At 53.6% G+C, this 24,341-nt stretch carries 18 protein-coding genes; 10 read left to right on the top strand and 8 right to left on the bottom strand.

Features of this window, described 5'->3' with window-relative positions; genetic code table 11:
- Positions 1 to 193 precede the first annotated feature (193 nt).
- Positions 194 to 2,623 (top strand): ABC transporter permease, encoded by a 2,430-nt coding sequence (locus ACFPMF_RS07305; RefSeq protein WP_379842752.1) that lies wholly within the window; start codon positions 194 to 196, stop codon positions 2,621 to 2,623.
- Positions 2,624 to 2,854: 231 nt separating this feature from the next.
- Here ACFPMF_RS07305 and ACFPMF_RS07300 read toward each other — a convergent pair whose 3' ends face one another.
- Positions 2,855 to 5,371, bottom strand: coding sequence for a phosphocholine-specific phospholipase C (locus tag ACFPMF_RS07300; protein ID WP_379842721.1), 2,517 nt, complete (start codon positions 5,369 to 5,371; stop codon positions 2,855 to 2,857).
- Positions 5,372 to 5,946: 575 nt separating this feature from the next.
- Here ACFPMF_RS07300 and ACFPMF_RS07295 point away from each other — a divergent pair.
- Positions 5,947 to 7,404 (top strand): BNR-4 repeat-containing protein, encoded by a 1,458-nt coding sequence (locus ACFPMF_RS07295; RefSeq protein ID WP_379842720.1) that lies wholly within the window; start codon positions 5,947 to 5,949, stop codon positions 7,402 to 7,404.
- Positions 7,405 to 7,563: 159 nt separating this feature from the next.
- Here ACFPMF_RS07295 and ACFPMF_RS07290 read toward each other — a convergent pair whose 3' ends face one another.
- On the bottom strand, positions 7,564 to 8,553 hold the full coding sequence (locus ACFPMF_RS07290; RefSeq protein WP_379842719.1) for an aldo/keto reductase: 990 nt from the start codon (positions 8,551 to 8,553) through the stop codon (positions 7,564 to 7,566).
- A 65-nt stretch (positions 8,554 to 8,618) separates the two neighbouring features.
- Positions 8,619 to 9,476 carry a helix-turn-helix domain-containing protein gene (locus ACFPMF_RS07285; protein WP_379842718.1) on the bottom strand — a complete coding sequence of 286 codons (858 nt, stop codon included), beginning with the start codon at positions 9,474 to 9,476 and terminating at the stop codon, positions 8,619 to 8,621.
- Positions 9,477 to 9,891: 415 nt separating this feature from the next.
- On the opposite strand from ACFPMF_RS07285, the gene ACFPMF_RS07280 reads away from it, so the two are divergent.
- Positions 9,892 to 11,508: a carboxylesterase/lipase family protein gene (locus ACFPMF_RS07280; RefSeq protein ID WP_379842717.1), complete on the top strand. Its 1,617-nt coding sequence runs from the start codon at positions 9,892 to 9,894 to the stop codon at positions 11,506 to 11,508.
- Positions 11,509 to 11,622: 114 nt separating this feature from the next.
- On the top strand, positions 11,623 to 12,687 hold the full coding sequence (locus ACFPMF_RS07275) for a carboxymuconolactone decarboxylase family protein (RefSeq protein ID WP_379842715.1): 1,065 nt from the start codon (positions 11,623 to 11,625) through the stop codon (positions 12,685 to 12,687).
- A gap of 39 nt (positions 12,688 to 12,726) precedes the next feature.
- On the opposite strand, the gene pfkA is transcribed toward ACFPMF_RS07275, so the two are convergent.
- Together pfkA and ACFPMF_RS07265 are read right to left on the bottom strand one after the other, a co-directional pair.
- A complete protein-coding gene (gene pfkA / locus ACFPMF_RS07270; protein ID WP_379842751.1) occupies positions 12,727 to 13,701 on the bottom strand; it encodes a 6-phosphofructokinase in 975 nt (324 codons plus the stop codon).
- A 76-nt stretch (positions 13,702 to 13,777) separates the two neighbouring features.
- Positions 13,778 to 14,755 (bottom strand): hypothetical protein, encoded by a 978-nt coding sequence (locus ACFPMF_RS07265; protein ID WP_379842713.1) that lies wholly within the window; start codon positions 14,753 to 14,755, stop codon positions 13,778 to 13,780.
- Between the two features lie 288 nt (positions 14,756 to 15,043).
- Here ACFPMF_RS07265 and ACFPMF_RS07260 point away from each other — a divergent pair, with 288 nt between their 5' ends.
- From ACFPMF_RS07260 to ACFPMF_RS07240, 5 genes are read left to right on the top strand one after another with little or no spacing between them, the layout of a single operon-like run.
- A complete protein-coding gene (locus ACFPMF_RS07260) occupies positions 15,044 to 15,403 on the top strand; it encodes a hypothetical protein (RefSeq protein WP_379842710.1) in 360 nt (119 codons plus the stop codon).
- A gap of 21 nt (positions 15,404 to 15,424) precedes the next feature.
- Entirely contained in the window at positions 15,425 to 15,775 is a 351-nt protein-coding gene (locus tag ACFPMF_RS07255; protein ID WP_379842754.1) for a hypothetical protein, read from the top strand.
- The gene (locus ACFPMF_RS07250) at positions 15,678 to 16,355 is read left to right on the top strand and encodes an MCP four helix bundle domain-containing protein (RefSeq protein ID WP_379842707.1); all 678 of its coding nucleotides are present in this window, start codon (positions 15,678 to 15,680) and stop codon (positions 16,353 to 16,355) included. Before ACFPMF_RS07255 ends, ACFPMF_RS07250 begins: the two co-directional genes overlap by 98 nt.
- 52 nt (positions 16,356 to 16,407) lie before the next feature.
- The gene (locus ACFPMF_RS07245; protein WP_379842704.1) at positions 16,408 to 16,818 is read left to right on the top strand and encodes a GreA/GreB family elongation factor; all 411 of its coding nucleotides are present in this window, start codon (positions 16,408 to 16,410) and stop codon (positions 16,816 to 16,818) included.
- A 57-nt stretch (positions 16,819 to 16,875) separates the two neighbouring features.
- Positions 16,876 to 17,124, top strand: a complete 249-nt coding sequence (locus tag ACFPMF_RS07240) for a helix-turn-helix transcriptional regulator (RefSeq protein ID WP_379842701.1) — start codon at positions 16,876 to 16,878, stop codon at positions 17,122 to 17,124.
- A gap of 140 nt (positions 17,125 to 17,264) precedes the next feature.
- Here ACFPMF_RS07240 and ACFPMF_RS07235 read toward each other — a convergent pair whose 3' ends face one another.
- Complete coding sequence (locus ACFPMF_RS07235) at positions 17,265 to 18,377, bottom strand: hybrid sensor histidine kinase/response regulator (RefSeq protein ID WP_379842698.1); 1,113 nt, start codon at positions 18,375 to 18,377, stop codon at positions 17,265 to 17,267.
- Positions 18,378 to 18,429: 52 nt separating this feature from the next.
- On the bottom strand, positions 18,430 to 21,801 hold the full coding sequence (locus tag ACFPMF_RS07230) for a PAS domain S-box protein (protein ID WP_379842695.1): 3,372 nt from the start codon (positions 21,799 to 21,801) through the stop codon (positions 18,430 to 18,432).
- A gap of 781 nt (positions 21,802 to 22,582) precedes the next feature.
- Here ACFPMF_RS07230 and ACFPMF_RS07225 point away from each other — a divergent pair.
- The gene (locus ACFPMF_RS07225; RefSeq protein WP_379842692.1) at positions 22,583 to 23,101 is read left to right on the top strand and encodes a helix-turn-helix transcriptional regulator; all 519 of its coding nucleotides are present in this window, start codon (positions 22,583 to 22,585) and stop codon (positions 23,099 to 23,101) included.
- Positions 23,102 to 23,312: 211 nt separating this feature from the next.
- Here ACFPMF_RS07225 and ACFPMF_RS07220 read toward each other — a convergent pair whose 3' ends face one another.
- The gene (locus tag ACFPMF_RS07220; RefSeq protein WP_379842690.1) at positions 23,313 to 24,341 is read right to left on the bottom strand and encodes a glycoside hydrolase family 130 protein; all 1,029 of its coding nucleotides are present in this window, start codon (positions 24,339 to 24,341) and stop codon (positions 23,313 to 23,315) included.

Genomic DNA, 24,341 nt, shown 5'->3' with positions numbered 1-24,341 from the left:
ATCGTTTCTTCGTCCCATTTTTAGACCCATTCACCCCATTTTTTCATTTGGCTTGCGCTGATGCGGTATTCTTGGGGCAGGTTACTCGTCCATTCAACGCGAATGCGTGATGAGCTACCGGCTTGATGTCTTCAAGGCCATCAGCCGGTTTTTGGTACGAAACCCCAATTTTCTACCTTTTATCAACGGTGCTATGATCGGAAGCTACCTCAAAACAGCGCGACGTAATGTACTGCACAACAAGCTGTTCTCCTTCCTCAATGTGGCTGGCCTGGCCATTAGTATGTCCGTCGGGTTACTGCTGATTGCGTTCGTACTCGACCTGCGTTCGTACGACCGGTTCCACAAGCATGGCGACCGGATTTATCGTATCACTACCATCCTGACTTCCGGTCGTGAACAAACGAGCAAGTTTGCCTCCACCTCCATCAAAACCGGAAAGCTGATCCGGGAGAAAGTGACCGGTACGGAAGAAGTGGCCATTGTGCGCGACTTTTCACAGGATGCGCAGGTGGGAGACCATATTCTTCCCCTCAAGGGCTTCTGGGCGGAACCGTCGCTGCTGCGGATTTTCACCTTTCCGATGCAGGAAGGAAATCCCGACACAGCGCTGAAAGAACCTTACTCGGTCGTGCTCACGGAGACAGCTGCGAAAAAGCTGTTCGGCAACGAACCGGCGCTCGGCAAGGCCATCCGGTTCGATTCCCTTAATTACCGGGTCACCGGCATTATGAAGGATATTCCCTTCTTTTCGCACATCCATTTCGAAGCACTGGTATCACTTTCAACGGCCGAGCAGCTCAACCGGCACGATAAGGACTTCGAAAGCTGGACCAACATGTCCTTGAACTACGTGTACCTCCGGTTACCCGAAAAGGCTGAGAGGGCCGCCATCCAATCGCAGCTCGACGCCATTGCCCGGGAGGAAAACCGCGCCGAGGACAATTCGAAGATTCAACTCGAGCTTCTGCCGTTATACCAGATCGTGGTCGGCGAGAATCTCCGGGATATGCGTGGTTCGGTGGGCCCTCATATGCCTCCGGTGGTGCTGTGGATACTCGGCGGGCTGGCCTTCGTCGTGATTTTGTCGGCCTGCTTCAACTATACCAATCTATCGATGGCAAGAGCCATGCGTCGTTTTAAGGAAGTCGGTCTTCGCAAAGCAATCGGTGCCGGAAAGAGCCAGGTATGGCAGCAATTTCTGGTGGAAGCGATCCTGATCTCGCTGGCCGCCCTTTTTCTTTCCTTCGTCTTCTTTCTCGTCTTGCGGCCACAGCTGATCAACCTGGCTCCGGAGATGCAGCGCACGGTGAAGCTCGATCTTACCCCATACCGGGTCGTTGCCTTTATCGTCTTTTCGGTCACTGTCGGTGTAATAGCCGGTTTTATGCCGGCTCTGTTCTTTTCGCAAATCAGCGCGATTCGTGCGCTCAAGAATGGGGCGGCTCCGGCGTACCCGTCGGGAAACGGATTGAAAAACATACCCATCCGACGGGCGCTGGTGGTGATTCAATACACGTTCACCCTGATCTTTATCACCACTACCGCCATTGGCTATGTGCAGTATAAAAATATACTGGCCTTTGACCTGGGATTTAACACGGAAAATATCCTGAACATCCAGATGCAGGGGAACAAACCGGATGTGCTTCTCAAAGAACTGAGCGAGATGCCGGAAGTAACGGGACTGTCGCGGTCGTTCATCATCACCAGTGTGGGGAATGCCTGGGGCGGTTTTATGAAATACAACGATTCGCGCGACTCCGCGCTGGTGCTCACCAACCACGTCGACGAAAACTACCTGGAGCTGCATGAATACAAGCTCATTGCCGGGGGGAATTTCAGGGCACGACCCACGACCGCCAGCGCGGCCACCGAAGTGATCGTTAACCAGCAGGTCTTAAAACGATTGAACATTGCAGGCAATGATCCTCAGAAAGCCATCGGGGAGGAGGTTACATTCAGTAGTTTCCACGTAAACAGTCGCAGGATGACCATTGTTGGCGTCATGAAAGATTTTCACTATGGCAAGGTCGACAACCTCATCGAGCCGGTCGCCTTCATGCCGTGGACACCCGAAAACCGGGCTATCATCAATGTCAAACTACGAAGCAATGACATGCCGGCCACCCTGGCCAAGATCGAGTCGACCTGGAAAAAGATCGACCGGGCTCATCCCTTTCGGGCCCAATTCTATGACGAAGCCATCGAAGAGGCCTACAGCGAATTTTCCGTCCTGATCAGGATCATTGGCTTTCTTTCCTTCCTGGCCATTTCGATTGCATCGATGGGCTTGTTTGGTATGGTGGTGTTCACGACCGAAACCCGACGGAAGGAGATTGCCATCCGCAAAGTGATGGGCGCCAGCTCCGGCAACCTGGTCTACTTATTAAGCCGCGGTTTTCTTATCCTGCTGTCGATCTCGGCCCTCATCGCCCTCCCCATCACGTACTTGTTCTTCGAAAACGTGGTGCTCACCCGCTTCCCGTACCACACCCCCGTGCAGGTGGCCGAGTTGTTTGTTGGCCTGCTGGCGGTTTTGCTGATCGCCATCCTGCTGATCGGATCGCAGACGATCAAGGCCGCGCGGAGTAATCCGGCGAAAGTCCTGAAGAGCGAATAGAAGTTCCCGGCTCCCGGAGCTTGTTTCAGCATTACCCAAAACCGTAGCGTTGAATAAATCTGAAAAGGCGGTAATGTTATCCGTGCCCATCCTGACTCATTCAAGCGCAGCCGGTTTGTCAGACCCAAATTCCGTGATTGAGTTGATCAGAAAATACCCTTCCCGAATCCCTCAATAGGGTGAAACCAACGTGCCGTTCTCAGGTCCGGGAACGGCACGTTCGGTACGGGTTCAGGCGCGTCCCATAGCGGGATCAGTGGTGCTTTCTTTCCCGGTTTCGACATGACCGGCAAACCGTTTGACGGTTTGTGTTTGCCCAACTTTTACATTGAAATCATACCAGCCGTGACTGGGAGAAAGCCGGACTGTCGCCCGCGCCGATCCGTTGGCCGTCACCTTCAGTTCGATTGGTTTTTGCTGGTAAGCGTTGTCGATAATGTGTACGGTGTGAGCGGTTTTATCTCGGTTTTGAACCTCAACTTGCAAATCGCCGGTAGGTTTGCCGGTTTTATCCAGAACATAGGTACAGGCGGTCTGAATAGCCACATCGTTTCCGTCGCCGGCAAACTCCCTGAAAAAACCATTCGGTCCGTACACCCGGAGGTGGTATTTCCCTCCTTCAAAATCGGCCAGATCCCAGGTATCGGTCAGCTTGTCGCCCGCCCGCACCGCGTAATTCCGTACGTTCAACGGATCATTTTGGTAGGGATTCATCGCATAAATCAGGAAGGGCGAACCGGCGGCTTTTTTGCCAAATACCCGGTTGGCAGCCTTCAGACCGATAGTAAATGTCCGCCGATCTTCCGCCAATGCGCCTTCAACGTAGAGTTCATACGGAATCGCGCAGGACGGGCGGGAGCCCGGTTCCTGTTTGGGCAGGTTCGGAGAAGTGGCCGGATTTTGATTGATCGCTGTAATGTCGTTCGGACTAAGGGGTTTAAAATTGGCCGGGGCTTCTTTGAATTTCGCCTTGTGAATGGTGGTTACAATTTCGTCCCGGTTGACCGGTTTCGGTTTTTGGTAGGCAGAGGGGTCATACGGCTGAAAAACCGTACTGATATTCCCGCAAACCGTCCTCCGCCATTCGGTAATGTTGGTTTCTTTGATCGGCTTTTTAGCTTTGTGACTCGTAAATTCTTCCAAAAACTGAATGATGGAGGTATGGTCAAAAACCTGGGAATTCACTTTCCCCCCGCGCGACCAGGGCGAAGCCACGACCAGCGGCACCCGGAAACCAAGACCGATGGCCCCTTCCCGCGCATTAGCCTTCGGAACCTGGGATAAATCCTGTTCAAGCGTCACGTATTCGGCTTTGGTATCAATGCCAGCCGATACTTTTCCCGTATTTTCCTTCAAGGGATTGGGGATGGAAAACGGCGGAACGTGGTCGTAGTAGCCGTCGTTTTCGTCATAACAGAGGATAAAAATCGTCTTTTTCCAGACCTCCGGGTCCTTCGTCAGAATATCCAGAATCTCCGATACAAACCAGGCACCGTACCAGGGGGCGGAGGGGTGATCGGAAAAGTTCTGGGGCGCCGTCAGGTACGAAACCGTTGGCAGCTTGCCTTCGTTGACATCCTTCCGAAACTGGTAGAAAATATCACTTTTCGGCACATCGACCTTTTGCTGTTCCGCGCCATTCTGATAGGAAATGGTACTCAATTTGAGATAATCGGGATCTTTGACGTTGGTAACAAACGCCCGGTTATGAATGCCCTGCTCAATGGCGGACAACTTTTTAAAGTTCTCGGCACTATACTGAATCAGTTCGGCTTCGTATTTTTCCAGCATCGCCCGCTTACCCTCGTGCATTTTGGCGAGCTTCTCCTTCTCGTCGCCCGTGGCTGCGGCCAGTTGCTTCTCCGATTCAGGCAGTTGTTTTTTTAACTTTTCAATCTCAAGCTGAATAAAATGACGGTATTGCTGCGAGAATTTGACGTTATACTGGGCATGTCTTTCCAGCGGATTGCAGCCAAAATTTCCCAGCCAGGAACCCACGGCTGTATTAAACTGCATCACGGCGCTCACCTCATTCTGGTAAAAGGCCCAGGAAATACCGGCTTCTTCCAGCCGTTCCGGAAAGGTTTTCCACTTAACCGGCTTATTATACGAGAAATAGCTGTTGCGCACCACCGCCAGCGAATCCATGGTCGCCTGCTCCCGGATGGTGCCCGACCAGAGATAGTAGCGGTTCGGATGGGTGGGTGTCATGGAGGAGCAGAAATTCTGATCGCAAACCGTAAACGCATCCGCCAGGGCGTAATAGAACGGAATATCTTCCCGATCGTAGTGGCCGAGCGTCAGCGGCATGTCGGCATACTCCTTATGGCCAGACCGCTTCGAGGTGAGCCATTTATCGTATTTCCCGCCGTTATAGGCATCTACCTGCGACTCCCGGGAGTGCGGCAGATCGTGCATCCAGGTAGCCTTGGTGTCCTTGATATTCAACCGAAACGGCGCGTAAGTGTCCCCTTTGTTGTCGGTCTGTAACCAGACTTTATTTTTGTTCGGTAGTGAGATCGCCCGCGGATCGTTAAAACCGCGAACCCCTTGCAATTTTCCGTAGGTGTGGTCAAAAGAGCGGTTTTCCTGCATCAGAATTACCACGTGTTCCGCGTCCAGGTAGGTGGAATTAGCCGCCGGGTTGATGGCCATCGCCTTCTGGATCGATTCGGGGAACAAGCCCGCTATCCCAACCCCGCCCGACAATAAGGCCGCTTTTTTAAGAAACTCTCTTCTTGAATCCATTAGAATGAATGATTGTTTGGAACTGGTCGATCTCCTTCTTATAAGGCATTTTTTTTGAAACCTACTACTAAAAAATGCAATGAGTATGCACAGATCACCGCTCAGCCGTACCAGCGGGCGTCGGTGCGGTTTGAAAACACGGCCCGGGCTACACACCGAACCGTTTGCAAAGGCCGGTTTTACAAAGCTGACCCGGGCAGCAGGTCCGGGGGCATGACTTTGTCAGACGAGGTTTTATAAAAACTAGCTCATTGAATGTTAAAATTGATCAACTTCTGCCTTAAGGAAGATATTTGTCTGCCATGGCCGTTTTCAGAAGTACGCCCATTTCGTCGAAAGACAACCGCTCCTTCTCCCCACAGGCGATGGACCGGGAGGAATGGATCGCGGTGAAAAATGGCGCTAAGGATGCTTTTGCCCGGCTTATGCAGCAACATTACCGGCTTTTTTCTGCCTCACCAGAGAAACCATTCAGCCGTATCACGCTTTGTTTTCCATTCTGTTGACGGCCTTCGACGCCACGCCGGGCCTGAAACAGAATCCGAATGAGTAATCAGTTGGAATATTCCCCTTTTATGAAACAACGAATTTTCATCGGTCTGGCCGGCTGGTTGGGTCTGACGACGCTCATCCAGCCGGCGCATAGCCAAATCGGCCAGAAAGCCGACGGTTACAAGGGCATCTGGTACTACATCGGCCCCACGAAAAACGAATACGCTTACAAGTACAGTGGCGGTTTGGGGACGTATCCGGCCAATCACTATCCGTTTTCGGTGTATGCCCCGGCGGTTAACAGGACGTTTTTCTGCTACGGTGGGGTGACCGATTCGACTTCCCGCGAGCTTTGCCATATGGTTGGGGTGTTCGATCATAAAACCGGTATGGTTTCGAAACCGACGCTCTTGCTGAACAAGAAAACCGACGATGCCCACGACAATCCGGTCATTCAGATCGATGCACAGGGGTACATCTGGATTTTTTCGACCTCCCACGGCACCGAACGGCCGTCGTTCATTCACCGGAGCCGCCAGCCGTACAGCATCGATGCCTTCGAGAAAATCGAGGCCACGCGCCGGGACGAAAAAGGGCAGCAGGTGCCGTTCGACAACTTTTCCTATCTCCAGATCTATTACCAGAATGGCAGCGGTTTTCTGGGCCTGATGACCCATTACGACCGGGGGATGTTGCTCTACGGTGCCAAAAAGCCCCGGCGGACCACGGCGGCCATCACCAGTCCGGACGGCATTACGTGGTCGGCCTGGCAGGACATTGGCACCATCGAGGAAGGGCATTACCAGAGCAGTGCGCAGCGGGGGAACAAAATCGGCAGCGCCTTCAATTACCACCCGAACACGAAAGTGGGCGCGGGACTGGATTATCGCACGAATGTCTATTACGTTGAAACCGATGATTTTGGCAAAACCTGGCATACTGCCGATGGCAAAACCGTTCAGTTACCCTTTTCGGAAATCAGCAATCCGGCGCTGGTGAAAGAGTATAAAAGTCAGGGACTGAATGCGTACATCAGCGATGTGAATTACGACGAAGCCGGTCGCCCGGTTATTCTTTACGTCACCAGCAAAGGACCCGAGCCCGGCCCTAAAAACGGCCCGTACGTTTGGACTATCGCGCACTGGACCGGCAAAGAGTGGCGGGTTCAGCCGGTGACCGAATCGGATCACAATTACGACATGGGGTCGCTTTACCTGGAAGGAAATACCTGGCGCATTATTGGTCCGGCCGAAGCCGGGGCACAACCGTACGGAACCGGGGGCGATCTGGTGATGCTGGAAAGCCGCAATCAGGGCAAGAGCTGGAAGAAGGTGAAAGCCATTACGCACAACACGAACCGCAACCAGGCGTATCCGCGCCGTCCGGTGGCGGCCCATCCCGATTTTTACGCCTTCTGGGCGGATGGGAACGCCCGGCAGGCATCGGCTTCGTCCCTGTATTTCTGCAACCGGAAAGGACAGGTTTTCCAGTTGCCCACCCAGATGAAGGCCGATTTTGAGAAACCGGTTCCCGTGCGGTAACAGCGTAAAAACAGGCTTTAACGTAAACCGGTCGGGCTATTTCCTGGCGTTACGCTTTTGGCAAGTTGCTCGGGAGCCGACCAGTGGCCCGCTCATTCGGTGGCTTCCTGTCGCGGAGGGAAGGACACGCACTTCCCTCCGCGGCCGGGAAAGGATCGTTTACCGATTCAGGGCATTCATAAACCGTTCCGGGTAGCGGGCGCCCGAAACGATTCCGGCGGGCAGGATCGCTTCAATGCGTTGCAGGTCCTGCCGGGTGAGTTTCACCCGTTCGGCTGCCCGGTTTTCCTCCAGATACGTGATCCGTTTGGTACCGGGAATGGTAATGATATCATCCCCCTGCGCCAACACCCACGCAATCGCTAGCTGGGCGGGCGTACAGCCTTTTTCAGTGGCCAGCGTTTTAACGGCTTCGACCAGCGCCAGATTTTTGTAAAAATTCTCACCCTGGTAGCGGGGCATGTTGACGCGGCTGTCCTTGAGGTCGTCGGGCGTTTTGATTTCACCGCTTAGAAAACCCCGGCTTAGCGGAGCGTAGGCTACCAGCCCGATCCCCAGTTCGCGAATCGTTGGCAGTACTTCGGCTTCGATATCGCGGCTCCAGAGCGAATATTCGATCTGTAAGGCCGTGATGGGATGGACGGCAGCCGCCTTCCGGATCGAATCGGCCGATGCTTCCGAGAGGCCGATATACCGAATCACCCCTTTTTGCGCTAAGTCAGCCAGGGCACCGACCGTTTCTTCGATCGGAATGTTGGGATCAACCCGGGCCTGGGTGTAGAGGTCGATGTAGTCGGTTTTGAGACGGCGGAGGCTATACAAAACCGCATGGCGAAGGTAGTCAGGATGGCCGCTGACCGGGCCCGGTCCCACCGCTCCATTCGGGCCGGGGGCTACCAGCTGACCGGTTTTTACCGAAAGAAAAGCTTTGTCCCGTTTGCCTTTAATGGCCTGCGCAATGAGCTCCTCGTTATGGCCGATCCGGTAATAATCGGCCGTATCCAGAAAATTATGGCCCAGTTCGAGGGCTCTTTCGATGGTAGCGATGGATTCATTATCGTCGCTTTGCCCGTACGCCCCCGACATGCTCATGCAGCCTAATCCGATGGCCGATACCAGCGGGCCGTTTGTTCCTAGTTTCCTGTTCATCATCTTGTTTTTTAGTATGCGACAAAGGTCAGGAGAGCCGCCGGGAAGAAGCTGGACAAAACGGATTAGTTCCCGGACAAATCCTGAACGAAGGTGGCCACGGTTTGGCCCGTTACTTTTTTAAACAGACGGGAAAAGTAATCCGGGTCATTGAACCCCAGGTCGTAGGCCAGCTCCTTGATGGAACTTTCCGCATAGTAGAGACGGCGTTTGGCTTCCAGGATCAGCCGGTTGGTAATGAACGCTTTGGGAGAAAGACCGGAGTAGTGCTTTACGATGGCGTATAAACTATTGGTGTTGAGAGCCAGCGTATGGGCAATTTCTTGGATGGTCGTATGATCGGTCAGGTTGTCTTCGACGAAGAGTTTGAAGCGGATGTAGTGGGAGAGTTTGTCGTCGGCGGGACCTTTTTCGGTGGCAAAATAAGCCCGGTCGATTTCGGTTAACAGGCTATTGAGGTGGGCCAGGATCAGCTCCGGTTCCGTGTCGACGGTGCTTAATAAATTGAGCAGCAGTTCGAAGATCGCTTTGACCCGGGCTGCTGCCGATGCGGTAAATTGTATTTTTTGCTGGTTGAACGGGTTGACGAGGAAGGGGTATTGTTTGGGTAGGCGGGAAAGGCAGTCGGCATCAAAACCCAGCTTGAAATAGTCGGTTCCTTCTTTCGTGGCGGGAAGCCGGTGAATTTGGTGCGGCAGAATGAACAGGAGTTCATTGGCCCTGATGTCGAATTGCTGGAGATCGACGCCGTGCCGGGTGTGGCCAGCCAGCATAAAGAGAAAAAAATAGTGCGGTTTGCGGTGTGTAAGGCCAAACTGTTGGGCAATTGCAGGAGGGAGGTGCCCAAACGTAGGCGAAATAAGGCGGATGGAAAGTTTGTTGTTTTGCCGGTTGAGGTTGAGAAAGGATTCAAGGTTTTCCATAGTATAAAAGTAATGAAAAGCAGCTCACCAAGCCACGCTTTTGCGTTTCAGCCCGGTAGCGGATTTTTTTTCTCGGCTTTATCGTCTGTTCACTTTTTAGTCAGGGGGTCGTTGCCCAACCCAGACGAGTGCCCGTAGCGCCCGAATGAAGCCCGCTATCGAAAACCGACCGACAACACCTGGATGCCCATTTCGGAAAAGGGTTTCCGGGCCCGGAAGGGGAATTCAGAACGTGTGGGTAAGATCGGAATCGGACGGGTTATCCTGGGCATGATTTTGCAGCGCCCGTGGGAAAAGTGACCGGACCCGACTAGAGTATTTTTCTGGCTTTTTGCGCTTACGGTTATGCACAACTTCCTTACGTACATAAACGATGTCGCTGATTGGCAGACGGGATTTTTTAACCCAGTTATCATTGGCTACCGCAGCCGTTTCGGTGCCCGCTTATGCGTTTCCGTTCGGAGGCAGGCAGGATGAATTTGTCGAAACGGAAACGACGCACGGCCGAGTTCGAGGCCTCCGGAAAGACGGGGTAAATCTGTTTAAAGGCATTCCCTACGCGGGAAGGACGTCCGGCGACCGGCGGTTTCGGTGCCCGGCCCCGTTGGAGCCCTGGACCGGCACGCGGGATACCCTGCAAGTCGGCCCACCGGCGATTCAGCCCCCCCGCCGGAATGAGCCTGCGCCGTCGGAAGACTGTCTTTTTCTGAATGTCTGGACTCCGGCGAACGACAACCGCAAACGTCCGGTCATGTTTTACAGCCACGGGGGCGGTTTTGTCATTGGTTCGGGCGCTTCCGCCAGTCAGGACGGGTCCAACCTGGCCCGGAATTTTGATGTGGTGGTCGTGGAAACCAATCACCGCCTGGGTTTGCTGGGGTTTCTGTACCTGGATGAAATTGCCGGGCCTGAGTATGCCGGTTCTGGTAACATGGGGTTACTGGATATTGTGGCCGGTTTGAAATGGGTGAAGGAAAACATTGCCGGTTTTGGCGGGGATCCGGCCAATGTGATGATTTTTGGTGAATCGGGCGGAGGGGCCAAAACCTCCTGTTTGTATGCCATGCCGGAAGCGGCTCCGTATTTCAACAAGGCATCCATCGAAAGCGGCCCGGGGGTTCGGATGACGCCCCGGGAAACGGCCGCGCAGACCACGGCCATGCTGTTGAAAGAATTAGCCATTGCGCCGAAAGACTGGCGGAAATTGCTGGCGGTTCCAGCGGCTGATCTGTTGGCTATTCAAACCAAACTACCGTCGGTCGCTCCGTTTCTTGACAAAAACCGGAAAGCCGGTACCCAAGGGCGTATCGGCGGTTTTGGGCCAGTGGTCGATGGCAAGGTGCTGCCCCGGCACCCGTTTGATCCGGCGGCCCCGGACCTCTCCCGGAACAAACCGCTGCTGGTCGGCTGGAATGAGGATGAGTATACATTCTTCGCCTGGGAACGGAAAGATACGGAATCGTTTAAGCTTGATTTTGAGGGTCTTTTCAAAAAACTGGAGCCGCAGTACGGCAACGATACACCCCGCATTATCGCAGCCTACCGAAACGCCAATCCTACGGCTTCGGCCCCGGAGATTTTTGTCGCTATTTCCTCCATTACCATGATGGGCCTGGGATCGGTGGATATTGCGGAGAAAAAGGCACGCCAGGGGGGCGCCCCGGTTTACCTCTATAATTTTGGCTACAAGTCCGAGAAAAAAATCCCGGGTACCGATTATCCAATGGGTACTCCGCACGCCATGGATATTTCGTTCAAGTTTAATAATGAGATTCCGCCCCGCGACGGTTCCGAGCCGAAGGAGAGCTTTTTTGGCGGCAACCGGCCCGAACGGTTTGTGGCCTCTCATCATTTCGCCGAGTTATGGACGACCTTCGCCCGGACTGGCAAACCGGCAGCGAAAGACACCCCTACCTGGCCCGCCTACAACCTCAACGACCGGCCGACCCTGCGAATTGATACGCAATGCGAGGTCCTTAACAACCGGTTCAGCGAGGAACTAGCCATATGGCGAGCCATCGGCAAGTTATAACCCCCGGGTTCGGGTAGTCTGGTGAAGCTGTTGGCGCCCGGTTTGTTTCTTGCAAAACCAGTGCATGAATGACCGGCTTCGGGTCTGTCATCCGGCCCTAAACGAATACCCACGATGAGCAAAATCAAATGGCTGCCCGGAATACCGCTTGGGCTTCTCCTCCTGGCGACAACCGCCATGAATGCCCAGTCCGTGCCCGTTGCCCTTCCGGACTTAACCCCTCAACAGCAACGCCTGGTCGCCATTGCGGCCTTAACCGCCACCGGTGAGCTGGAAAGGTTGAACGGGCAATTGGGCGCAGGGCTTGATGCGGGGCTTACGGTCAACGAAATCAAGGAAGTCTTGGTGCACTTATACGCCTATTGCGGTTTTCCCCGAAGCCTGAACGGTATCAATACGTTTATGGCGGTATTGGAAGAACGCAAAGCGAAGGGCATTCAGGATCCAGCGGGCAGGGAAGCCCGCTGGAACGCCGACCGATCCGACCCTTACGAACGGGGAAGGAAAGTGCTGGAAGCCCTGACTAAAACGCCACAACCCAAACCGGCCCCCGGTTTTGGTGAATTTGCCCCGCGAATTGATGCCTTCTTAAAGGAACATCTTTTTGCCGACGTATTCGACAGCGATGTGCTGACCTACCAGCAGCGGGAGTTGGTCACCCTGTCCGCCTTAGCCGCCATGCCGGGCGTGGATTCCCAATTGCAGTCGCATCTGAAAATAGGACTGACGACCGGGCTTACCGAAAACCAGTTGGGGCAGGTGGCCGGGTTAATCGAACAGTTTGTCAGCCGCACCCAGGCAAATGCACTCCGGAAATTGCTGGGCCGGCCGATTGCCCCGCTCATCGAACCGGATATGATGGTGCGCATCGCTGAACTGGAGATTGCGCCCCAGCATTTGGAAGACTATAAAGCCATCCTTACCACGGAAGCGGCCGCATCGGTCAAACTGGAACCAGGGGTGCTTGCTATTTTTCCGATGTATCAGAAGGAAAATCCCACCCAAATCCGGCTGGTTGAAATTTACGCCAGCCAGGCTGCCTACCAGGCCCATTTAAAAACACCGCACTTTCAGGAGTACAAGACGTCGACCCTCAACATGGTCAAGTCATTAACGCTGATTGAAATGGCCAGCCTTGACCCTGAAACGATGCAGGAAATTTTTAAAAAACTACAATGATACCGCGTTCGTCGCCGGAAGCCGACCCTAAACGCTTGCCTATACCCTTAATATCTCGATCATTCGCAGCAAATCGCGGTGGATCGGTTTTTTCTGTTCAATCGCTTCCTTCAGCGGGGTATAGGTGAGCTGGTGGTTGACAAGGCCGACCATGACATTCTTTTTGCCCATCAGCAGGCCTTCCAGGGCACCTAAGCCCAACCGACTGCCCAGGAGTCGGTCTTGCGCACTGGGACTCCCACCGCGCTGGATATGGCCCAGCGTGGTGACGCGGATATCAAACTCAAAATCAATCTGATGACGAATCTGATCGGCCAGCCGGGCGGCCGTATTTTTCTGTTCGCCTTCCGCCACGATAATGATGGAAGAGGATTTGGACCCTGTTTTGCGCTGTTTCAGCGTCTGGATGATTTCGCTCGTGGACAGCATGATTTCGGGTACCATGATCATCTCGGCTCCTCCGGCCAGGCCCGATTGCAGGGCAATATAGCCTGAGTCGCGGCCCATCACCTCGATTAAAAAGATGCGCTCGTGCGAATCCGCCGTGTCGCGGATTTTATCAATGGCTTCCAGGGCGGTGTTGACGGCGGTATCGTAGCCAATGGTATAATCGGTTCCCGATAAATCATTGTCGATGGTGCCCGGTACGCCAATGACCGGAAACTGGTGTTCCTCGAAGAAGTGCAGAGCACCCTGGAAGGTTCCGTTGCCACCAATGACAATCAGGGCCTGGGCGCCGATCTCAATGAGTTGCTCATAGGCTTTTTTCCGGCCTTCCGCCGTTAAAAATTCCGGGCTGCGGGCCGATTTCAGCATCGTGCCACCGCGTTGAATGCTATTGCTCACCGAGTGCGAACTCAGGGAGAAAACATCGCCGGCAACCAGCCCGCTATAGCCCCGACGGACGCCGATAACCTCCAGGCCATGATAGATGCCTCCCCGGACAACCGCCCGAATGCAGGCATTCATTCCCGGTGCGTCTCCTCCGGAAGTCAGCACGGCAATTCGATTTATTTTAAAAGGATTCATACGGTAGAAAAATAAGCCCGGGCAAACGGTTGCCTGACCGGGCAGTTGGATCACAGCCTGGTCAGGCAAAAGCCCGGGCTGCCAGTTGATGAAAAACCCGCTCATCGAGCCGGTAACGATCATTGAGGGTCAGGCTGCTCCGGCTGGTAAACAGCGCGTAGTTGACCGCGTTATAGAGTAACCAGTACGTAGGATCGACGTCCAGCAGCTGTTCTTCCATCCGTAACCGCTCCCGGGCCTGTTTGGCCAGTTGGGCCGGGACCGACAACTGCCGCAGCAGATCCTGGTCACGGCGGCCCAGCTTAGCCTGCTGGAGCCGGCGGTAGATGGAAGGCGTCAGTGTCGGCTCCGGCTTGAGGTGTTCGCCCAGCAAATCGTGCAGGTGCTGGCGGAAGACCTCGATGGTCAGCTCGCTATGGTGAATGGTGCGAATGCCCGGACTGGGGCGGCTGGTTTTACCGGGGGTCGGGCGGTTTTTGGGAATACGCGGCTTTTGACTGGAAGCATCCCAGTCTTTCAGCCAGGACTGGTAAGCGGACATATCGTCAAAATGATCCGCCCATCCTAAGAGCCCATTCTGGCAAATGGTCCGGTACATGCTGCTGCGCAGCATTGCATCCGGATTGAGCAGCGTAATCAGCGACTGCCCCTGAATGCTGAAAGGGGTCTTGCCGTTATAACTATTCGTCAGAATCAGGCTACGGTGCAAGGCTTCCTGACCCACGCGGAATTCTTCCGGCAGCACAATATTAATACTAAACTCCCCGGTCGTCGTATATTGCACCAGCAGAGTATACTGAGGAATCAGCTCATCGACCACTTCCCGGATGACCGCATTGGGAATAATGGCATAATCGGCACTCTGAATACCAAAGATGGTATTCCGCCCTCCATTGATCTGCCCAACAATTAATTGCTGCCGATCCGTGGCCACAATATCATAGTCCGGTAATAAATCGGTCAGCCAGACGGACTGAACCGGATAACAAATATCGTCCCAGGAATCGGTTAGGCGCGGTTGAGCACTGATATACGTCATTTTATTTGCTTCTTTGATTTTACAGTTGTAAATTTACAATTGCAAAATCTAATAAACAACTTTTGCGATAAAAGAGCAGAAAGAAGTGCCCCTAACCCGCAAGCGAATGCCCGTAGTAGGCCGGGTGACTATCCCGCTGCTGGCCAGTGCTTTGGTGGGAACGGGCTATTGGTTCTATCAAAAATGGTTCTTAAAACAGGATCACGCTCTGATGCCCAATCGCCAGCCCCTGTGGTTAGGCATTTGAATAAGGAAGACGGTTCTTATAAACGAATAAATGGACTCGCTATGCAACCACAAATCTGGAAATTCGAGCCCTACCAACGGATTGGGCCCCTAATTGCCTTTTATTTTTTAGCCGCGCCCTGGCCGTTTGAACCTACCACCACGGACTACCGGGACTGGTTGGGGACCCGCCCGCCGGGCGAGCGGGAGTTTTACGAAGAACTGGGATTTGAGGCCTGTCGGGCGGTCAACGCCTTTCGACAATATTGGCTGGAAAAGCGCGATTATCGCCTGAAGGATTATTTGCGGATGCATTTACAACCTTCGGATTACGCGATGTATGAGCAAATGGCAACGTACGGAAGCGTATACCCCACTTGCGAAGAAAGACGTTTCGGCCTGCAGCTGGCCGATTCTCATTGATAAACCTAACCCTATGCAATCATGTCCTGGTTTGAATACAGTCAATTGGTTTTGGGAAAGGTCGGATTCGACCGTAAACTTTTCCGGAAGGAACTCCGCAAACTGCTGGGTTTTCTGTCCCGCCCTGAGCGGGTGCAACTCTTGCGATGGTGCCGGTTTCAAAAACCGTTTGCGGACGGTAATGCGGCCGCTCCCCCGCCAAAGCGGGTGCTTTCCGGGGTTCAATGTGATCAGTTATTAACCGCCGGTGGAAACCTGGCTAAACATTTTAACGATGAAACTATCAGGAATAGCTCAGCAAAAACTCAAAGCGGCTCTGCTGCTTTTGCCCGTTATGGTCGCGGTCATACTCACATCGCTGAGTATGCGTAGTACGATGCAGGAAGTGGATCAGGCGTTGGGATCGGTGTATACCGACCGGCTGGAACCCGCCGTCGAAATGGTGTATCTGAGTGAAAAATTTCACGCCAAGAGGCACCTCCTGGAAACCTGGCTGATGGCCCCCAATAAAAGCAGTGCGCGAATCACGGAAGCCCGGCTGAAAGAATATGATGCCGGGATTGAACAAAGCATCGGCCAATTCGAAAAAACGAAGCTGGTGGCGGAGGAGCAAAAAAGCCTGCTGGCGATCAAAACCGTCCTGGCCGACTATCGGAAACTGGAAAAAACCGTTTTACAGCAAGGAAGCTCCGACCAAATCGAAGCGGCCAGTCACACCTTCAAGGGACCCGGGGCGGTTCTCTTTCAGCAGGGCGTGACCCATCTTCATGATCTGGCCCGGATTCAGTCGGTGGTAGGAGAGGAGTTCCGGAAGAAATCGCATACGGACGCACTCCACTTTTATGCGAACTCTACCTTGCAGATTGCCATTGCGGTCATCATGGGCCTGATCATTCTGAATATTATTCATAACCTCAACCGAACGGAGGCTGAGGCCTTCCACCTTAATTAGCTGCGTGCTGAGAAAGGTCTGAAACACGTTCATCAATTTAAACCGCATGAAAATGACAAATTTAATCATTAATAAACTGGATTATCAACGACTTATCGATCGGGTGACGAAAGCCAAAGCCGATCCCAATGCCTCCTTCAAACACATCAGGACCTTACTGATGGGGGTGAGCCAGGCCACGCTGCTGGAGCCTACCGACATACCGGCGGATGTGGTGACGATGAATTCACTGGTGAAAATCCGGTATCTCGACGACCAGAAAACGCTGAATGTTCGCCTGGTCTATCCCGAGCAGGCGAACATTGCCCAGCGCCAGATTTCGATCTTCGCCCCCCTGGCTACGGCTTTACTGGGTTGTAAAAAGGGCGATCAGGTTAGTCTGAGCACCCCGGCCCGAACGGTGAAAATTCAGATTGATGCTATTCTGTATCAACCCGAGGCCGCCGGTGATCTAGCCCTTTAATGATCCGGGTAGTGGTGAAAGCTACCATAAAAATGACTGTCGAATTCAAACGATGCCATGGTTCATTCAACGTCCATTCTGGTAAAAGCATCCGACCCGGAGCTGTCGTTGCAACAAGTCGGTAACCTGATCCGCGAAGCCCGCTTAAAAGCCGATCTCACGCAGAAAGATCTGGCGCTGAAACTGGGCGTATCAACCCCAACCGTCAATAAATTCGAAAAGAATGGGCATCAGCTCACCATTGGCACCTTATCGAAGATTGCCCGGGTTCTGGAAGTGGATCTGGTGGTGGGCTTTCTGACCTGATTGGTCGATCCACCGGATTCCATTTGATGTCGTCTTGATGGAATGTGCCCATCTTAGTTCGTGCCGAGGCCGCGAAGCCACAGGCGATAAACGCTGCTGTTTCGCGGCCTCGGCACGATACGGTTTTTTCGGGCGGGCGATCAGGAGGCCTCCTGATCAATAAGGCGGTGAAAAAGCACCGTGACTTCCGTTAGGCCGTGCGGCCGACTTTCGATTGCCAGCGTCCCTTGATTCAGGTCCAGCAGTTTTTTGACGATTGCCAGCCCCAGTCCAAAACCTTGTTGTTCATACTGCTGGCGGTCGAACTGGATAAACGGGTTGATGCGGGCAATGTCGTCGTGTTTAAAGGGTTGCCCCTGGTTCAAAAAAGTCAGTTTGTACTTCGTTCCTTCCCGGCAACCGGTAATCTCAATGGGTCGGGATCCGTCCGAGAATTTATAGGCATTGTCGATGAGTTCTTCCAGAATGATCCCCAGGCTCCCGGTCGAAAGGGCCAGCTGGTCACTGGCCAACGCCAGTTGAACCCGCCCTTCCTGATCGTACCGCTCATTGATCTGGTCGAGACACTGTTTAACAAACGGGGCATCCAGTCGAGCCGTTCCGGATGTATAAAAAGAGCGCACGGAATGCCCGGGTTCCAGGTTGCGCAACGTGTCGATCAGCCGCAGGTTATCCAACGACCGTTTCAGGCGTAAACCGCTGGTTTTAATCAGCCTCAGCATGGCTAAACGGTCTTCCGGCTTATACTCGTCATAATGATCGATCAACAGCGTAGCGAACCCCAGAATCCCGTTGAGGGGGGTGTTGTATTCATGATTCGTGACCGTGGTGGCCGTCTGTCGAATCTCTTCCAGACGATTCTGCAAGTCGGTTTTTCGCTGGGCTTCCCGCTGCAACCGGCTCTTGATCGTTTGCAACAGGCTTTCTATGGCAAAAGGCTTTTTCAGGTAATCATCCGCCCCTGCGACCATGCCCCGGCGTATATCCAGTTCTTCCGTCCGGGCCGTCAGAAAAATAAAGGGAATCATGGTCAGTGACCGGTTCGAACGAATAGCTTCCAGCACCTGGTAACCATCCATTTCCGGCATGCGAATATCGCAGAGAATCAGATCCGGAGGGGTTATCATCGCCTGACGGATGCCTTCCTGGCCATTGGCGACCGTTGCTACCTCGTAACCGTATGCCCTTAAGATGTCTGCTATATTGTCCCGAATGTGGATCTCGTCCTCAATATATAAGATTTTGGGAGCCATACGATCAAATAGGAGTTGAATTGAATTTCAGAAAAGGGAAACCATCCTGTATTTAGTCCCGTAGATCACGGGCTAACGTGATGGTAAAAGTGGATCCTTGGTTTTCCTGGCTCTGCACCGTCAGCGTACCGCCGTGCAGCTCGACATACTGGCGGGCAATGGCCAGCCCCAACCCGGTACCTTGAATGGCGGTGGAATTGCGGGCCCGGAAAAACGGCTCAAACAAATCCGGAAGGTCACCGGCCGGTATGCCCATGCCCGTATCGATGACGTCAATGATCACCGTTTCCGGTTCAAACCGGATCGCCAGCCGGGGTTCTTCCTGGGCGAATTTAAAGGCATTCGCCAGCAGATTGACCAGTACCTGACCGATCAGCTTCTCGTCCAGGTAAGCGGAATAGGGCTGGCCCGCAAACGACGTCCGAACGGTTCGCCCATCGGGCTGGTGGCTGAAATGGTTGGCAATGATCTGTTGACACAGGGCCAGCACATCGACCCAGAGCGGCTGGAAAGCGACTTTCCCCGCTTCCAGGGCACCGATACTAAGCAGGTCCGAAAGTAGTTCGTTCACGTTCTGGGCCTGTTGGTCAATCAAATTCAGGTGCTTCTCCATCGTGGGGCGGGCTATTTCCGGCGGTTTTCCCAGATACAGCTTCATCAGGTAGACGCTGGTGACGATCGTCGTCAGGGGTGTCCGGAATTCGTGGGAAGCAATGGAAACGAATTGCGACTTGAGCTGATTCAATTCCTGTTCCCGTTGCAGCGATTGCTGCAACACCAATTCTTTTTCGATCTGGCTCGTAATATCACTGCTAATGCCAATACTACGGACCGGAATACCGGCACTATCTTTTAGGATAAAGGTCCGAACATTCAGCCAGCTGGTCCGACCATCGGCCTTCCGAACCCGGTATTGTATCGAAACGTCTTCGCCTTGCTGGTACCGCTGATAAGCCGCTATAACTGTTGCGTGGTCTTCCGGCCAGACCAAATCCAGGAATGAATACGGATCATCATAAATGCGTTGAGCCGAGAAACCGTAGATCCGTTCAAAGGCGGGGTTGACATAGAGCAACTCGAACGGGTCAATGGAATGAATCCAGAAAACTTCATCCACGTTTTCGGCCATCTGGCGAAACCGCTCCTCACTTTCCCGGAGTGCTTCTTCGGCCAGTTTTCGCGCCGTAACATCCCAGGCCACACCGATGACCCGAATCGGACGCCCCTGCTGGTTTCGGACCACCAGGGCCCGGTGTTCGACGTAGATGATCGTACCATCTGGTCGAATCACCCGGCTGACATTGGCAAGCCGATCATCTGGCGAGATCTGGTGCGTGTCGGCCAGAAAAGCCGCCCGATCGTCCGGATGAACCATTTTTAAATATTCCTGGAAGTTCCAGTTCTGCCCGCGGGGTTCGATGCCGTGCAATTCCCACAGCCGCTCGTCCCAGATCAATTCACCCTTCTCCAGATCATCCTCCCAGATTCCCTGCCCCACGGCCTGGGTGGCCAACTGGAACCGCTGATTCAGACTCCGTAGCTGGGTTTCAGCCGCTTTCAGCTCGGAAATGTCCGTACCGATGGCTACATACCCAATCAGCGTTCCACTGAGATCCTTCAGGGAACTGATGACCAGCAGAATCGGTACCTGCCGCCCCTCTTTACTGATGACCAGGCATTCCTGATTCCAATACGGCAGGTTGGCTAAGGCAAGGTCAAAAACCGCGGAAGGCAGGTTGTCGGAGCCAGGGTGTTCCAACGAAATGAAAGGCAGGGGCTGGTCGGAAGATCCCTGGTAAACCCCGGGAACGCGGCCGAGCAGTTCGTCGGTGCGGTAACCAAATAGTTTTTCAGCGGCCGGATTGGCGGTCTGGATGGCCCCGTGGATGTCGGTCGAAAGAATGGCCTGACCGGCATGCTCCAGAATGGCCTGGTGCAGGGCCAATAATTCCCCAATTTCCCGGGTACGGGCTTCCACGCGTCGCTCCAGAATCTCATTTTGTTGTTTCAGTTCCTGATTCTGCTGCTGCTGATTCAGGACAAAGGCCAGCTGGCTGGCCACTTCCTGGACAATCTGCAGGTGCTCCTCGGTAAAGAAATCAGGAACTTTGGACAGGAGGGTAAACGCGCCAATACACTCCTGCCAACGGTATAGCGGAATGATGACGAGCGAACGGAAGCCTTGGTCGAAAAGATTGGCTCCGGGCGGAAAATCAACAGTATCGGCTTTTAAATCAGACATGTACCGAGCCCGGTTGTCCGGTGGTAGCTGATCCGTCAGGTAGTGGGATGGAAAAGCCAGGCCGGGTTTTACCTCCAGGACGCCTTCGGCTAAGCGGTATTCGGCCGTTGCGATGTCCGTTCCTTCGTCGATCCGGAAGATCGTCAACCGGTTACAAGGCACCAGCGCATGAATGTGCCGCAAGGCGGTCAGCAGGGGTGAATGACCGCCTGAATGCGGGCTTAATAAAGCCTGATCGATGGTACGCAGACCCGCCAGGCGTTGGTTCGCCCGCTGGATGGCGGCCTGTTGCTGCTGGCGATACTGCGCACTGCTAATCAGGGTGCTAAAGGTCTGTAGCAGATATACGTCCTTTTCATCCCAGGCTTTAGGGCGGCCAATGGCATAAAATCCGATAAAGCCCTGGGGAAGGCCATTCCGAATCAGGGGGACCACAATGAGTGAGCGAACCGCAATGGAATCGAAAATGGCTTTTTCGGGGGCGGCCTCGGCAGGCATATTTTCGGTATCGAGCTGAATAAGCTGCTGTTTTCCGAGTTGCCGATTCAGCCAGGTGAAGAGGGTTGCCGGTAAATTTTGAAATTTATAACTGCTGGACGTAATGCCGGGTGCGCACCACTCGTGGGTGCAGCTACCCCGTTGCTGATCGTCCGAGTAGCTGAAAATGGCGGCCCGGTCAGCGCCGGTAAAGGCGCCGATCTGCGCGAGCGCTTCCCTGATACCCATATTCAATTCGCTGCTCTCCAGGGTCAGTAACCGGACGGAGAGGTTCGATACGATGGACTCCATCGCCAGCCGTCGCTGAAGCTGGTGGTCAGCGGTTTTTTGCTGGGTAATATCCTGAATTTCCACCAGTACCTGGTCGTCCATTGCGCTCAGACTCAGGTTAAACCAGGCGCCCTCGTGTCCGTGTTGATAGTGCTCCTCGATCTGCTGCGGTTTTCCGGTCTGTAGAACCGCAATGAGGGGCTCAATGACCCGCTGCAGATGCTCAGGCGGAACGAAGTCACTGAGGAGCTTTCCAGTAAGTTCATCAACGGTTTGGCGGATCATCCGGGCGCAGGCGGTATTGACCAGCTGGCAACGAAAATCGGTAACGTTATTCTGGGGATTACGGATCGGTTTTAAAAAGGCGACTCCTTGTCGCGAACGGTCAAACCAATTTTCTAAAAGCTTTACCATGTACGATAGGATTCATAGTTTCTCACGTTGCAAACAGTATAACCATCAAATAGTCTTTCGGCAATAATCGTATGGTAAAGTTAAGTGGGGAACGGCCCGCATTTGATAGTCACTTCCATAGAAAAGAGCTAGTTAACCAAACGGCCGGAGCAACCCGGTTTTCGCTATTCAAGTAAGTGGACAGGCTTCGATTGAAATTACACCGTTAAAGATAGTTTATTTTAAGAATTTATATAATTTTTTAAGACTGACCGGTCTTTGTCCAATAAAGTGAACCACAAGGCAGGATTAGGCCTGATGCCGGAAGAAATAGGCCGGGGAAAGGCCGGGTTGCGGCCGGCGGGCTACACGGAGACTGGTCTGGGGGACCCGATCGAAAAAAGCCGTCCTCAAAATGCATCCGCGTCCTTCATCATCCAGATGTGCCGTTCAAGTCCACAGACAGTGGTCTCCGGCCGGCAAAACTGTTTTTGTCGGCCGGAGGCCGGTCCGATGTCCCCAATTTAACGATCAATGTCCCCGATCTGACAGGGACTAAACGCATAAACAGGCATTTTTGGGCGGTTGAAACCGGTATCTGGTCGCATCATCCGCAAAGCCCGGTACAGATAAATTCAGAAGAAATTCGGCCCAACCCCCGGTTTGGGTTCCCCCTTCTGCACGCACTACCACCAGTCGGGCGAAGAAATAGGGCGGGTGTGCCCTGGATAAAACCGAAAACTAGAAATAAGTTAAAATACTCAGTTTATTTTTATAATTAGCATTAGTAAGTATTTATGGCATGACCGAGCAGCAGAAACTTTTACGCGTCTTTAAATTGATTCGTCTCCTCAAACAGCGGCCGGGTAAAACGGTCGATCAATTAGCCCAGTCGCTGGAAATTGATAAACGGACGGTTTACCGCTATTTCAAGCTTCTGGAGGAGGTTGGCTACGAAGTAGACCGAAAAGGAGAGCCTGTCCGGTATTTTCTGTTCGAGGATGAAACCCGTCAGCAACCACGGTTTACGGAGGAGGAAGCCCAACTGCTGCGGCACGCACTGGCGGGAGTTTCGCCAACGCATCCGTTGCTGACCAGCATCCGGCAGAAACTGTTTCTGTCGTCCACCCTGTTGCCGCTGGCCGACGGACTGGTCGATCTTCAACAGGGACAACTGATTGAGCGGCTGTCCGAAGCCCTGCGCGAGGGCCGGCAGGTTCGTTTGATCGGCTACCAGTCGCCCAACTCGAATACGGTTGCGGATCGGGTGGTGGAGCCGTTGTCATTTACAGAAGATTTCAGTGTGTTAAACAAGGGGTAGCTAACGCCTTGCTGAGCATCATCCAGTTGAAGAAGGATTGAAACTATCATAAAACTTGACATTGTGGTTACAGTTGTGCTACTTGCTGAGCATCATCCATTTGGAGAAGGATTGAAACAAGTCATTAAATTGGAAATAACAGAAGATCTCTGAAGGCTGAACGGGATCGATTGGCGGAAACGTTAAAAGCGGGCGGGGAATAACCCCGGCTTCATCCGCGCACCAGTTCCGCCACTCCCACGCAGTAATCAGCGGCTCCGTAATACACCAGGATCCGGCCATCCGGTAGCTGAACCCAACCGTTCGAGAAGACGACTTCGGGGAAAAATCCAACTTTTTCCCAGGGTAGTTCGGGCATCAACAGAGGTGTCGCTGACCGGTCGAGGACGCGGGTCGGATCGTCACGGTCCAGGAGGGCCAGCGCCAGCGAATATTCGTGATTGACGCTCGTGCCGTGGTAACATACCAGCCAGCCGTCGTCCGTTAGCAGCGGCTCCGGACCCGTGCCGATTTTCAAATGTTCCCAGACCGTTCCGGTCGCTCCGAACAAAAACCGGTGATCGCTCCAGTGAACACCGTCCGGTGAGCGAGCCAGCCAGACCGCCGGTTTGCCGATATCCGACACCATGGGCCGGTGCAACAGGTAATAAAAACCGTTGATTTTCTGCGGAAACAAACAGGCATCCTTGTTGGGAGGAGGAACGATCATCCCTTTCCGGTCGAAGTGGACGAAATCGGTCGTGGTGATTAAGCCAACGCCCGGCCCGTTTTCCGAAACCGCCGTATAGGTAATCCAGTAGTGCCCGTCCAGGTAGGTAATCCGGGCATCTTCCACACCAAATGACTCGTCGGCCCGATCGGGGAAGATGAACGGCTTCTCGTCAACGGTGAAGTGAAGGCCGTCGCGGCTCCGCGCCAGTCGCAGGTGACTCAGCGACGTCAGGTAGGCTTGATCACCAAGCTGGACGATCCGCGGGTCGTAAGGGCCTTCCGGTTCCGGGAATGTCTTGATAACGAGTTGAAAGTGACCGCCTAATTCCTGGACGATGGGAACCTGAATCGTGCCGGGCCTGGGCTCCACGGCCTCCGCCACGCGCAGCAACAACAGAATTTCGTCACCGAATCGGCAGGCCGCCGGGTTGAATGCCCCCAGCACCTGAAAGTGCGGATGTGACGGTTTTACATCCGTAGCCGTTACAATCGGTTGATCAGACAGTCGTCGGAGCTGGTAATTTTTCAT

Origin of the sequence: Larkinella bovis (genome assembly GCF_042655385.1) — a bacterium.
GTDB lineage: Bacteria > Bacteroidota > Bacteroidia > Cytophagales > Spirosomataceae > Larkinella > Larkinella bovis.
Note: the sequence above shows the minus strand (reverse complement) of the source record. Positions and strands in the feature narration are given on the sequence as shown.